Source organism: Streptomyces sp. NPDC016677 (assembly GCF_055562815.1).
Genome location: NZ_JBVHEO010000013.1, coordinates 117,621 through 130,095, shown reverse-complemented (window position 1 = coordinate 130,095; position 12,475 = coordinate 117,621). Strand labels below are relative to the sequence as shown.

Here is a 12,475-nt window from a genome sequence, read left to right as displayed (position 1 = left end):
TAGTCATGGGACTCGAAGAAAAGCTGCCGAGCGGCTTCCTGCTGACCACCGTCGAGCAGGCCGCGGGCTGGGTGCGGAAGTCGTCGGTCTTCCCGGCCACCTTCGGCCTCGCCTGCTGCGCCATCGAGATGATGACCACCGGTGCCGGCCGCTACGACCTGGCGCGCTTCGGCATGGAGGTCTTCCGCGGCTCGCCGCGCCAGGCGGACCTGATGATCGTGGCCGGCCGGGTCAGCCAGAAGATGGCGCCGGTACTGCGGCAGGTCTACGACCAGATGCCGAACCCCAAGTGGGTGATCTCCATGGGGGTCTGCGCCTCCTCGGGCGGCATGTTCAACAACTACGCGATCGTCCAGGGCGTCGACCACATCGTCCCGGTCGACATCTACCTGCCGGGCTGCCCGCCACGGCCCGAGATGCTGATGGACGCCATCCTCAAGCTCCACCACAAGATCCAGAACTCCAAGCTCGGCGTCAACGCCGAGGAGGCGGCCCGCGAGGCGGAGGAGGCGGCGCTCAAGGCCCTGCCCACCATCGAGATGAAGGGGCTGCTGCGATGAGCGACGCCAACGGGCCCAACCCGGAGCGGGAGCTGTCCGCCGAGAACCTCCCCGGCCAGCGCGGCCAGGGCGGCGAGGAGATCCGCGTCCAGCGCGGCATGTTCGGCGCGAACAACGGCGGCGACACCTCCGGCTACGGCGGCCTGGTCCGCTCGGTCCGACTCCCGGGGCCGGCGAGCAGGCCGTACGGCGGCTGGTTCGACGAGGTCGCCGACGAACTGGAGGGCGCGCTGGAGGAGCAGGGTCTCCTCCCCGGCAACGCCATCGAGAAGACGGTCGTCGACCGCGGCGAGCTGACCTTCCACATCGAACGCGAGTACCTGGTCCGCGTCGCCCGCACCCTGCGCGACGACCCGGCCCTGCGCTTCGAGCTGTGCACCGGCGTCAGCGGCGTCCACTACCCCGGCGACAAGGGCCGCGAGCTGCACGCCGTCTACCACCTGCGCTCGATCACCCACAACCGGCTGATCCGCCTGGAAGTCAGCGCGCCCGACGCCGACCCGCACATCCCGTCGCTGTTCGAGGTCTACCCGACCAACGACTGGCACGAGCGCGAGACGTACGACTTCTTCGGCATCGTCTTCGACGGCCACCCGGCGCTGACGCGGATCATGATGCCGGACGACTGGCAGGGCTTCCCGCAGCGCAAGGACTATCCCCTCGGCGGCATCCCCGTCGAGTACAAGGGCGCCCAGATCCCGGCTCCGGACCAGCGGAGGTCGTACTCATGAGCACGTCACACGCGTCCCCTCGGGAGACCACCGAGGGCACCGTATACACGGTCACCGGCGGCGACTGGGACGAGGTCGTCCAGTCCGCGGCTCGCGCCGACGACGAACGCCTGATCGTCAACATGGGCCCGCAGCATCCGTCCACGCACGGTGTGCTCCGGCTGATCCTGGAGATCGAGGGCGAGACCGTCACCGAGGCCCGCTGCGGCATCGGCTACCTGCACACCGGCATCGAGAAGAACCTCGAGTACCGGACGTGGACCCAGGGCACGACGTTCGTGACGCGCATGGACTACCTGACGCCGTTCTTCAACGAGACGGCGTACTGCCTGGGCGTCGAGAAGCTCCTCGGCATCGAGGACCAGGTCCCGGACCGCGCCTCGATCGTCCGGGTGCTCCTGATGGAGCTGAACCGGATGTCCTCCCACCTGGTGGCCATCGCCACCGGCGGCATGGAACTGGGCGCCACCACGATCATGATCTACGGCTTCCGGGACCGGGAACTGATCCTCGACATCTACGAGCTGATCACCGGCCTGCGGATGAACCACGCGTACATCCGCCCCGGCGGCCTCGCCCAGGACCTGCCGCCCGGCTCGGTGGACCAGATCCGCGAGTTCGTGAAGAAGATGAAGAAGAACCTCCCGGAGTACGACAAGCTCGCCACCGGGAACCCGATCTTCAAGGCCCGCATGCAGGACGTCGGCTACCTCGACCTGGCCGGCTGCATGGCGCTGGGCGCCACCGGCCCGATCCTGCGCTCCACGGGCCTCCCGCACGACCTGCGCAAGTCCCAGCCGTACTGCGGCTACGAGACGTACGACTTCGACGTCCCGACCGCCGACACCTGCGACGCCTACGGCCGCTTCCTGATCCGGCTGGAGGAGATGCGGCAGTCGCTCCGGATCGTCGAGCAGTGCCTGGACCGGCTGAAGCCCGGACCGGTCATGGTCCCCGACAAGAAGATCGCCTGGCCGGCCCAGCTCGCCCTGGGACCGGACGGACTGGGCAACTCCCTCGACCACATCAAGAAGATCATGGGCACCTCCATGGAGGCCCTGATCCACCACTTCAAGCTGGTCACCGAGGGCTTCCGGGTGCCGCCGGGACAGACGTACACCGCGGTCGAGTCCCCCAAGGGCGAACTCGGGGTGCACGTCGTCTCCGACGGCGGCACCCGCCCCTACCGGGTCCACTTCCGCGACCCGTCCTTCACCAATCTCCAGGCCATGGCGGCGATGTGCGAGGGCGGCCAGGTCGCCGACGTCATCGTCGCGGTGGCGTCCATCGACCCCGTGATGGGAGGCGTCGACCGGTGACCACCAGTTCCTCTCAGCGGGGCGTCGGACTCGGCATGCCCGAGCTGCCCGCGCCCGACTACCCGGCCGACGTACGGGCCCGCCTGGAACCCGACGCGCGCGAGATCATCGCCCGCTACCCGGACTCCCGGTCCGCCCTGCTGCCGCTGCTGCACCTCGTGCAGTCGGAGGAGGGCCACGTCACGCGCACCGGGATGCGGTTCTGCGCCGAGCTGCTCGGCCTGACCACCGCCGAGGTCACCGCGGTGGCGACCTTCTACACCATGTACCGGCGCCGGCCGAGCGGCGACTACCAGGTGGGCGTCTGCACCAACACGCTGTGCGCGGTCATGGGCGGCGACGCCATCTTCGAGGAGCTCCAGGAACACCTGGGCGTCGGCAACGGCGAGACCACCGACGACGGCAAGATCACCCTGGAGCACATCGAGTGCAACGCGGCCTGCGACTACGCGCCGGTGGTGATGGTCAACTGGGAGTTCTTCGACAACCAGACCCCGGCCGGCGCCCGCCGCATGGTCGACGACCTGCGGGCCGGCCGGCCGGTCACGCCGACCCGCGGCGCGCCGCTGTGCACGTTCAAGGAGACCGCCCGCATCCTGGCGGGCTTCCCCGACGAGCGGGAGGGCGCCGTCGAGGCCGGGGGCAGCGCGGGACCCGCCTCCCTGGCCGGCCTCAGGCTGGCGAAGGGCGAGTCCGCCGCGCGCGTGGTGCACCCGCGCGGCGCGGCGCCGCACGGTGAACCGCCGCACGAGCCGCCGCACGATCCTTCGCCGACCGAACACCTCAGCTCGCACGACGCGCCGCAGGACACATCGGCCTCCGACCCCTCCCACCCGGCGGGGCCCACTGCCGAGGAGGGGGAGTGATGACCTTGGCCGCCGAGATCAAGGACACCGGCCCGGAGAAGCTGCTCGCACCCGTGCTGTCGGCCTTCTGGGACGAGGACAGGTCCTGGACGCTGGACGTGTACCGCAGGCACGAGGGCTACGAGGGGCTCCGCAAGGCGCTGGCCATGTCCCCGGACGACCTCATCGCGTACGTCAAGGAAGCCGGTCTGCGGGGACGCGGCGGCGCCGGGTTCCCCACCGGGATGAAGTGGCAGTTCATCCCCCAGGGGGACGGCAAGCCGCACTATCTGGTGGTCAACGCCGACGAATCGGAGCCCGGGACGTGCAAGGACATCCCGCTCCTCTTCGCGAACCCGCACAGCCTCATCGAGGGCATCGTCATCGCGTGCTACGCCATCAGGTCGTCGCACGCCTTCATCTATCTGCGGGGTGAGGTCGTCCCCGTGCTGCGGCGGCTGCACTCGGCCGTCGCCGAGGCCTATGCGGCGGGCTTCCTCGGCGAGAACATCCTGGGCAGCGGACTCGACCTGAACCTCACCGTGCACGCGGGCGCGGGCGCGTACATCTGCGGTGAGGAGACCGCACTGCTCGACTCGCTCGAAGGCCGCCGTGGTCAGCCGCGGCTGCGTCCCCCCTTCCCCGCTGTGGCCGGCCTCTACGCCTGCCCCACTGTGGTGAACAACGTCGAGTCGATCGCGTCGGTTCCCGCGATCCTGAACAAGGGCAAGGACTGGTTCAGGTCGATGGGGAGCGAGAAGTCCCCCGGCTTCACGCTGTACTCCCTCTCCGGCCACGTCGCCGGCCCCGGCCAGTACGAGGCGCCGCTCGGCATCACGCTGCGCCAGCTCCTCGACATGAGCGGGGGCATGCGCCCCGGCCACCGCCTGAAGTTCTGGACGCCGGGCGGCTCCTCGACGCCGATGTTCACCGAAGAGCACCTCGACGTCCCTCTCGACTACGAAGGAGTGGGCGCCGCCGGTTCCATGCTCGGCACGAAAGCCCTCCAGTGCTTCGACGAGACCACCTGCGTGGTCCGCGCCGTCACCCGCTGGACCGAGTTCTACGCCCACGAGTCCTGCGGCAAGTGCACGCCCTGCCGGGAAGGGACGTACTGGCTGGTGCAGTTGCTCCGCGACATCGAGGCGGGCAAGGGCCGCATGGAAGACCTCGACAAGCTGAACGACATCGCCGACAACATCAACGGCAAGTCCTTCTGCGCCCTCGGCGACGGCGCCGCCTCGCCGATCTTCTCCTCGCTGAAGTACTTCCGCGAGGAGTACGAGCAGCACATCACGGGCCGCGGCTGCCCCTTCGACCCCGCGAAGTCGACGGCCTGGGCCGACCACCGTACGGAGGTGAAGGCATGACGGTGACCACGAGCGCCCCCTCCGGCGGAGGAGAGGCCGCGGTCCCGCCCGAGGACCTGGTGTCGCTGACCATCGACGGCGTGGCGATCAGCGTGCCCAAGGGCACCCTGGTCATCCGGGCCGCCGAGCAGCTCGGCATCGAGATCCCCCGGTTCTGCGACCACCCGCTCCTCGACCCGGCCGGCGCCTGCCGGCAGTGCATCGTCGAGGTCGAGGGCCAGCGCAAGCCGATGGCGTCCTGCACCATCACCTGCACCGACGGGATGGTGGTCAGGACCCATCTGACCTCGCCGGTCGCGGAGAAGGCCCAGAAGGGTGTGATGGAGCTGCTGCTCATCAACCACCCGCTGGACTGCCCGGTCTGCGACAAGGGCGGCGAGTGCCCGCTGCAGAACCAGGCGATGTCGCACGGCAACGCCGACTCCCGCTTCGAGGGCAAGAAGCGGACCTACGAGAAGCCCGTGCCGATCTCCACCCAGGTGCTGCTCGACCGCGAGCGGTGCGTGCTGTGCGCCCGCTGCACCCGGTTCTCCAACCAGATCGCGGGCGACCCGATGATCGAGCTGATCGAGCGCGGCGCGCTCCAGCAGGTCGGTACCGGCGAGGGCGACCCCTTCGAGTCGTACTTCTCCGGGAACACCATCCAGATCTGCCCGGTCGGCGCGCTCACCTCGGCGGCGTACCGGTTCCGCTCCCGCCCCTTCGACCTGGTCTCCTCGCCGTCGGTGTGCGAGCACTGCGCCGGCGGCTGCGCGACCCGCACCGATCACCGGCGCGGCAAGGTCATGCGGCGCCTGGCGGCGCACGACCCCGAGGTCAACGAGGAGTGGATCTGCGACAAGGGGCGGTTCGGGTTCCGGTACGCGCAGCAGCGGGACCGGCTCACCACACCCCTGGTGCGCAACGCGGAGGGCGAGCTGGAGCCCGCCTCCTGGCCGGAGGCGCTCCAGATCGCCGCGCAGGGGCTGCTGGCCTCGCGGGGCCGTACCGGGGTGCTGACCGGCGGGCGGCTCACCATGGAGGACGCCTACGCGTACAGCAAGTTCGCGCGCGTGGCGCTCGACACCAACGACATCGACTTCCGCGCGCGCGTGCACAGCGCCGAGGAGGCCGACTTCCTGGCGACCCAGGTGGCCGGCCGGGGCCGTGACCTCGACGGTACGGGGGTGACGTACACGGCGCTGGAGAAGGCGCCCGCGGTGCTCCTTGTCGGGTTCGAGGCCGAGGAGGAGGCGCCCGGCGTCTTCCTGCGGCTGCGCAAGGCGTGGCGCCGGCACGGGCAGCGGGTCTTCGCCCTGGCGACGCACGCCACGCGCGGTCTGGAGAAGGCGGGCGGCACGCTGCTGCCCGCCGCGCCCGGCACCGAGACCGAGTGGCTGGACGCGCTCGCGGGCGGTGTCGGCCTGGAGGACGACGGGACGCGGGCCGCCGAGGCGCTGCGTGCCGAGGGCGCGGTCATCGTCGTCGGCGAGCGGCTGGCGGCCGTCGCCGGGGGCCTGACCGCCGCCGTACGGACCGCGCGGGCGACCGGCGCCCGGCTGGTGTGGATCCCGCGCCGGGCCGGGGAGCGTGCCGCCATCGAGGCGGGCGCGCTGCCGACGCTGCTGCCGGGCGGGCGGCCGGCGACCGACCCGCGCGCGCGGGACGAGGTCGCCGCGCTCTGGGGCGTGGCCGCGCTGCCGCACCGCTATGGCCGGGACACCGGCCGGATCATCGAGGCCGCCGCCGACGGCGAACTCCAGGCGCTGCTGGTCGCGGGTGTGGAGGTCGCCGACCTGCCCGACCCGGCACGCGCGCGTGCCGCACTGGCCGAGGCCGGCTTCGTGGTCTCGCTGGAGCTGCGGCCCGGCGAGGTCACCGAGCTGGCCGACGTGGTGCTGCCCGTCGCGGCGGTCGCCGAGAAGGCGGGCACCTTCATCAACTGGGAGGGCCGGGTCCGCATCTTCGAGGCCGCGCTCAAGCCCGACCAGCTGACCCGGCGCCCGGCGCTCACCGACGCGCGGGTGCTCCAGATGCTGGCCGACGCCATGGACGTACACCTGGGGCTGCCGGACCTGCGGACGGTGCGCGCGGAGATCGACCGGCTCGGACCCTGGGAGGGGGCGTCGGCCACCGAGCCCCTGGAGCGGGCCGCCGCGCTGCCCCGCCCGGCCGCCGGGGAGGCGGTGCTCGCCGGGCACCGGCTGCTGCTCGACCAGGGCCGTCTCCAGGACGGCGACGAGGCGCTGGCCGGCACCCGGCACGCGGCACGCGCGCGTGTGTCGGCCGCCACGGCCGCCGAGGCGGGCGTCAAGGACGGCGACGTCCTGGCGGTCACCGGCCCGGCGGGGGTCGTCGAACTCCCGCTCCAGGTCACCGAGATGCCCGACCGGGTGGTGTGGCTGCCGCTGAACTCCACCGGCGCCGGCGTCGCCTCCGACGCCGGGGCGCTGCCCGGCTCCCTCGTCCGCATCGGCCCGGCGACGACCGTCGGCGCGGCCCCCGAGGAGGTGGAGGCATGAGCGCGTACCTCGCCGCTGAGGACCTCTCGATGTTCGGCCAGGACCCCTGGTGGCTGGTCGTCGTCAAGGCGGTGTTCTGCTTCGCGTTCCTGATGGTGACCGTACTGATCGCCATCGTCATGGAGCGCAAGGTCGTCGCCTGGATGCAGTTGCGCATCGGCCCCAACCGCCACGGTCCCTGGGGCCTGCTCCAGTCGCTCGCCGACGGCGTGAAGCTGATGCTCAAGGAAGACGTCGTCGTCAAACGCGCTGACAAGGCGGTGTACGTCCTCGCGCCGGTCGTCGCCGCGATCCCCGCCTTCATGGCGTTCGCGGTGATCCCGTTCGGACCGGCCGGCAACGAGGTCTCGATCTTCGGTCAGCGCACCACCATGCAGCTCACCGACCTGCCGATCGCCATGCTGTACATCCTGGCGGTCGCCTCGGTCGGCATCTACGGCATCGTCCTGGCGGGCTGGAGCTCCGGCTCGACCTACCCGCTGCTGGGCGGACTGCGCTCCTGCGCGCAGATGATCTCCTACGAGATCGCCATGGGCGCCGCGTTCGCCTCGGTGTTCCTCTACTCGGGCTCCATGTCGACCTCCGCGATCGTCGAGCAGCAGGCCGACCGCTGGTACATCCTGCTGCTGCCGGTCTCCTTCCTGCTGTACGTCGTCACGATGGTCGGCGAGACCAACCGCGCCCCCTTCGACATGCCGGAGTCCGAGGGCGACCTGGTGGGCGGCTTCAACACCGAGTACTCGTCGATCAAGTTCGCGATGTTCATGCTCGCCGAGTACGTGAACATGGTGACGGTCTCGGCGGTCACCACCACCCTCTTCCTCGGCGGCTGGCGGGCCCCCTGGCCGGTCAGCACCTTCTGGGAGGGCGCCAACCACGGCTGGTGGCCGATGCTGTGGTTCGTCGTCAAACTCCAGTTGCTGCTGTTCTTCTTCGTCTGGCTGCGCGGCACGCTGCCCCGGGTCCGCTACGACCAGCTGATGAAGCTCGGCTGGAAGGTCCTCATCCCGGTCTCGCTGGTCTGGCTGATGCTGGTCGCGACCGTCCGGGCCCTGCGGAACGAGAACTACGACTTCGCCGACATCGCCCTCTACGTCTGCGGCGGCGTGATCGCCGTACTGCTGCTGTCCTTCCTCTTCGACCTGTTCCGGGACAAGGGGAAACGGGCCGAGCAGCCCGCCGAGGAGCCGGCCGCGTTCGACCCGATGGCCGGCGGGTTCCCCGTGCCGCCGCTGCCGGGACAGGAGCTGCCGCCGGTGCCCAGGCGCGGTCCGCGCCGTGAGCGGGAGCTGATTGTCAGTGGTGGGGTCGATACTCACAGTGACGGACCCATGAGCGGATCCACGGGCGGATCTGCGGGCGGATCTACGGATGGAAAGGAGGCGTCCGATGGCTGAGGAACAGGAACCCAAGGAGACCAAGCCCGGTTTCCAGAACCCCGTGGCCGGCTTCGGCGTGACCTTCAAGGCCATGTTCAAGAAGCGGCTGACCGAGCAGTACCCGGAGCAGGAGAAGACCACCGCTCCGCGGTTCCACGGACGGCACCAGCTCAACCGCCATCCGGACGGCCTGGAGAAGTGCGTCGGCTGCGAGCTGTGCGCCTGGGCCTGCCCCGCCGACGCGATCTACGTCGAGGGCGCGGACAACACGGACGAGGAGCGCTACTCGCCCGGTGAGCGGTACGGCCGCGTCTACCAGATCAACTACGCCCGCTGCATCCTGTGCGGGCTGTGCATCGAGGCGTGCCCCACGCGCGCGCTGACGATGACCAACGAGTTCGAGCTGGCCGACTCCAGCCGCGCGAACCTCATCTACACCAAGGAGCAGTTGCTCGCCGGGCTCGACGACAACATGGTCGACACGCCGCACGCGATCTACCCGGGGACGGACGAGCAGGACTACTACCGGGGCCTGGTCACCGAGGCCGCCCCCGGTACCGAGCGGCAGGTCGCCGTCTCCAAGGGCGAGGGCCCGCAGGAGGCCGCCTCGACCTCCGGCGAGGACGAACCGGCGTCGGAGAAGGTGATCCGCCGATGACCGCGCAGCTCGCCGCTCACTCCACTGCCGTCGCCGCCTACTCGACCTCCACCGGGGAGGCCGTCCAGTTCTGGATCCTCGGCACGGTCGCGGTGATCGGCGCCCTGTGCACGGTGTTCATGAAACGGGCCGTGCACAGCGCCCTCTGCCTGGCCGGCACCATGATCGTCCTGGCGGTGTTCTACCTCGCCAACGGCGCCTACTTCCTCGGCGTCGTGCAGATCGTCGTCTACACCGGCGCGATCATGATGCTGTTCCTGTTCGTGGTGATGCTGGTCGGTGTCACCGCGGCGGACTCCCTGAAGGAGACCATCAGGGGGCAGCGCTGGCTGGCCCTGCTGTGCGGGCTCGGCTTCGGCATCCTGCTGATCGCGGGCATCGGCAACGCCTCCCTCACGGAGTTCAGCGGCGTCGGACAGGCCAACGCGGGCGGCAACGTGGAGGGCCTGGCGGCCCTGATCTTCACCCAGTACGTCTTCGCGTTCGAGATCACCGGCGCCCTGCTCATCACCGCCGCGGTCGGCGCCATGGTGCTCACCCACCGGGAGCGCACCGAGCGGGCCAAGACCCAGCGGGAGCTGGCCGAGGAGCGGGTGCGGGACGGCAAGTACCTCCCGCCGCTGCCCGCCCCCGGGGTGTACGCCCGGCACAACGCCGTGGACATCGCGGGTCTGCTGCCCGACGGCACCCCCTCCGAGCTGACCGTCAGCAGGACGCTGCGCGAGCGGGGCCAGATCCGGGACGTGTCGGCGGACGCGCTCGACGACCTGAAGGCCCTGGAGCAGCGGGCCGAGGAGCGCCTGGAGCGCACGAACAGCGGGGAGGCGGCCCAGTGAATCCGGTCAACTACCTCTATCTCGCGGCCCTGCTGTTCACGATCGGCGCCACCGGGGTGCTGATCCGGCGCAACGCCATCGTGGTGTTCATGTGCGTGGAGCTGATGCTCAACGCCTGCAACCTGGCGTTCGTCGCCTTCTCCCGGATGCACGGCAATCTCGACGGCCAGATCATCGCCTTCTTCACGATGGTCGTCGCCGCCGCGGAGGTCGTGGTCGGGCTCGCGATCATCGTGTCCCTGTTCCGTTCCCGCCACTCGGCCTCGGTCGACGACGCCAGCCTGATGAAGCTGTGAGGGGTCGCTGAATCGTGGAGTCTCTCATCGCGCTGCTGGTGGCAGCGCCTCTGCTCGGAGCGGCGGTGCTGCTGTGCGGCGGCCGCCGGCTGGACGCCGCAGGACACTGGCTCGGCACGCTGCTGGCCGCCGCCTCCTTCGTGATCGGCGCCGTCCTCTTCACCGACATGCTGGGCAAGGGCGCTGAGGAACGCACCCTGACCCAGCACCTGTTCAGCTGGGTCCCGGTCGAGGGCTTCCAGGCCGACGTCGCCTTCCGCCTCGACCAGCTGTCGATGACGTTCGTGCTGCTGATCACCGGCGTCGGCTCGCTGATCCACCTGTACTCCGTCGTGTACATGGAGCACGACGAGCGCCGCCGCCGCTTCTTCGGCTACCTCAACCTGTTCCTCGCGGCGATGCTGATCCTGGTCCTCGCCGACAACTACCTGCTGCTGTACGTCGGCTGGGAGGGCGTCGGTCTCGCCTCCTACCTGCTGATCGGCTTCTGGCAGCACAAGCCCAGCGCCGCCACGGCCGCGAAGAAGGCCTTCCTGGTCAACCGGGTCGGCGACATGGGCCTGTCCATCGCGATCATGCTGATGTTCCTCTGGTTCGGGACGTTCGCCTTCGGGCCGGTGCTCGGCACGGTGGCGGAGCCCGGACTCGCCGGGGAGGCCGGCGAGGGCAAGCTGACCGCGATCGCGCTGATGCTGCTGCTCGCCGCGTGCGGCAAGTCCGCCCAGGTGCCGCTGCAGTCCTGGCTCGGGGACGCGATGGAGGGCCCGACCCCGGTCTCGGCCCTCATCCACGCCGCGACCATGGTGACGGCGGGCGTGTATCTGATCGTCCGCTCGGCCGCGATCTTCAACGGGGCGCCGGACGCGCAACTGGTCGTCACCATCGTCGGCGCGGTCACGCTGCTGTTCGGTGCGATCGTCGGTTGCGCCAAGGACGACATCAAGAAGGCGCTGGCGGGGTCGACCATGTCGCAGATCGGCTACATGGTGCTCGCCGCGGGCCTCGGCCCGATCGGCTATGTCTTCGCGATCATGCACCTGGTGACCCACGGCTTCTTCAAGGCGGGGCTCTTCCTGGGCGCCGGTTCGGTCATGCACGGTATGAACGACGAGGTCGACATGCGCCGCTACGGCGGCCTCAGGAAGTACATGCCGGTCACGTTCATCACCTTCGGCCTCGGCTACCTCGCCATCATCGGCTTCCCGGGCCTGTCCGGCTTCTTCTCCAAGGACAAGATCATCGAGGCGGCGTTCGCCAAGGGCGGCACCGAGGGCTGGATCCTCGGCGCCTGCGCCCTGCTGGGCGCGGCCATCACGGCGTACTACATGACGCGCGTGATGCTGATGACGTTCTTCGGCGAGGAGCGCTGGCGCAAGGCGCCGACGCCGTCCCCGGCCGAGCCGGACGTGGAGCCGGCGGCCGAGACGCGCGGCGAGTACACCCCTCCGCACCCGCACGAGTCGCCGGGCGTCATGACGATCCCGATGATCGTGCTGGCCGTCGGGTCGGTCGCGGGCGGCGCGTTCTTCAGTCTCGGCGACCGGTTCATGCACTGGCTGGAGCCGATCACCGCGCACGAACACGGGCATCCGCCGGTCAGCGCCCTGACGGTCACCCTGTCCACCGTCGCCGTGATGGTGATCGGCGTCGCGCTCGCCTGGGCGCAGTACGGGCGCCGCCCGGTCCCGGCCGTCGCCCCGCGCGGATCGCTGCTCACCCGGGCCGCCCGGCGCGACCTGCTCCAGGACGACTTCAACCACGTCGTCCTGGTCCGCGGCGGCGAGCACCTCACGCGCTCCCTGGTCTACGTCGACCACACCCTGGTCGACGGGGTCGTCAACGGCACGGCGGCCTCGGTCGGCGGGCTGTCCGGGCGGCTGCGCAAGGTGCAGAACGGGTTCGCGCGCTCCTACGCGGTCTCGATGTTCGGCGGTGCGGCGGTCCTCGTCGCCGCGACCCTGCTGATGAGGGCGGTCTGAT

Annotated in this window: 11 protein-coding genes; all 11 read left to right on the top strand. The window is 70.3% G+C overall.

Annotation, left to right across the window (positions count from 1 at the left end):
* Positions 1–5: 5 nt before the first annotated feature.
* Genes ACZ3IG_RS27845 through nuoL form a run of 11 tightly spaced genes read left to right on the top strand, consistent with a single transcriptional unit; the run spans position 6 to position 12,474 of the window.
* Positions 6–560, top strand: coding sequence for a NuoB/complex I 20 kDa subunit family protein (locus ACZ3IG_RS27845; protein ID WP_029381065.1), 555 nt, complete (start codon positions 6–8; stop codon positions 558–560).
* Positions 557–1,291 carry an NADH-quinone oxidoreductase subunit C gene (locus tag ACZ3IG_RS27840; RefSeq protein ID WP_467435458.1) on the top strand — a complete coding sequence of 245 codons (735 nt, stop codon included), beginning with the start codon at positions 557–559 and terminating at the stop codon, positions 1,289–1,291. The genes ACZ3IG_RS27845 and ACZ3IG_RS27840 overlap by 4 nt, the downstream gene beginning before the upstream one ends.
* On the top strand, positions 1,288–2,610 hold the full coding sequence (locus tag ACZ3IG_RS27835; RefSeq protein ID WP_467435457.1) for an NADH-quinone oxidoreductase subunit D: 1,323 nt from the start codon (positions 1,288–1,290) through the stop codon (positions 2,608–2,610). The genes ACZ3IG_RS27840 and ACZ3IG_RS27835 overlap by 4 nt, the downstream gene beginning before the upstream one ends.
* Positions 2,607–3,476 carry an NADH-quinone oxidoreductase subunit NuoE gene (gene nuoE, locus ACZ3IG_RS27830; RefSeq protein WP_467435456.1) on the top strand — a complete coding sequence of 290 codons (870 nt, stop codon included), beginning with the start codon at positions 2,607–2,609 and terminating at the stop codon, positions 3,474–3,476. The genes ACZ3IG_RS27835 and nuoE overlap by 4 nt, the downstream gene beginning before the upstream one ends.
* Complete coding sequence (gene nuoF / locus ACZ3IG_RS27825; protein WP_215165219.1) at positions 3,473–4,825, top strand: NADH-quinone oxidoreductase subunit NuoF; 1,353 nt, start codon at positions 3,473–3,475, stop codon at positions 4,823–4,825. The genes nuoE and nuoF overlap by 4 nt, the downstream gene beginning before the upstream one ends.
* Complete coding sequence (locus ACZ3IG_RS27820) at positions 4,822–7,326, top strand: NADH-quinone oxidoreductase subunit G (RefSeq protein WP_467435455.1); 2,505 nt, start codon at positions 4,822–4,824, stop codon at positions 7,324–7,326. The genes nuoF and ACZ3IG_RS27820 overlap by 4 nt, the downstream gene beginning before the upstream one ends.
* On the top strand, positions 7,323–8,723 hold the full coding sequence (gene nuoH, locus ACZ3IG_RS27815; protein WP_467435454.1) for an NADH-quinone oxidoreductase subunit NuoH: 1,401 nt from the start codon (positions 7,323–7,325) through the stop codon (positions 8,721–8,723). The genes ACZ3IG_RS27820 and nuoH overlap by 4 nt, the downstream gene beginning before the upstream one ends.
* Positions 8,716–9,363, top strand: a complete 648-nt coding sequence (gene nuoI / locus ACZ3IG_RS27810; RefSeq protein ID WP_467435452.1) for an NADH-quinone oxidoreductase subunit NuoI — start codon at positions 8,716–8,718, stop codon at positions 9,361–9,363. Before nuoH ends, nuoI begins: the two co-directional genes overlap by 8 nt.
* Entirely contained in the window at positions 9,360–10,199 is an 840-nt protein-coding gene (locus ACZ3IG_RS27805; RefSeq protein WP_467435451.1) for an NADH-quinone oxidoreductase subunit J, read from the top strand. The genes nuoI and ACZ3IG_RS27805 overlap by 4 nt, the downstream gene beginning before the upstream one ends.
* Complete coding sequence (nuoK, locus tag ACZ3IG_RS27800; RefSeq protein WP_004927567.1) at positions 10,196–10,495, top strand: NADH-quinone oxidoreductase subunit NuoK; 300 nt, start codon at positions 10,196–10,198, stop codon at positions 10,493–10,495. The genes ACZ3IG_RS27805 and nuoK overlap by 4 nt, the downstream gene beginning before the upstream one ends.
* A 14-nt stretch (positions 10,496–10,509) precedes the next feature.
* Positions 10,510–12,474 carry an NADH-quinone oxidoreductase subunit L gene (gene nuoL / locus ACZ3IG_RS27795; protein WP_467435449.1) on the top strand — a complete coding sequence of 655 codons (1,965 nt, stop codon included), beginning with the start codon at positions 10,510–10,512 and terminating at the stop codon, positions 12,472–12,474.
* Position 12,475 lies beyond the last annotated feature (1 nt).

Bases quoted from the DNA above. Each gene is read 5' to 3' on its own strand.
- ACZ3IG_RS27845 (WP_029381065.1), top strand. From the start codon at position 6: ATGGGACTCGAAGAAAAGCTGCCGAGCGGCTTCCTGCTGACCACCGTC.
- ACZ3IG_RS27840 (WP_467435458.1), top strand. From the start codon at position 557: ATGAGCGACGCCAACGGGCCCAACCCGGAGCGGGAGCTGTCCGCCGAG.
- ACZ3IG_RS27835 (WP_467435457.1), top strand. From the start codon at position 1,288: ATGAGCACGTCACACGCGTCCCCTCGGGAGACCACCGAGGGCACCGTA.
- ACZ3IG_RS27820 (WP_467435455.1), top strand. From the start codon at position 4,822: ATGACGGTGACCACGAGCGCCCCCTCCGGCGGAGGAGAGGCCGCGGTC.
- nuoH (WP_467435454.1), top strand. From the start codon at position 7,323: ATGAGCGCGTACCTCGCCGCTGAGGACCTCTCGATGTTCGGCCAGGAC.
- nuoI (WP_467435452.1), top strand. From the start codon at position 8,716: ATGGCTGAGGAACAGGAACCCAAGGAGACCAAGCCCGGTTTCCAGAAC.
- ACZ3IG_RS27805 (WP_467435451.1), top strand. From the start codon at position 9,360: ATGACCGCGCAGCTCGCCGCTCACTCCACTGCCGTCGCCGCCTACTCG.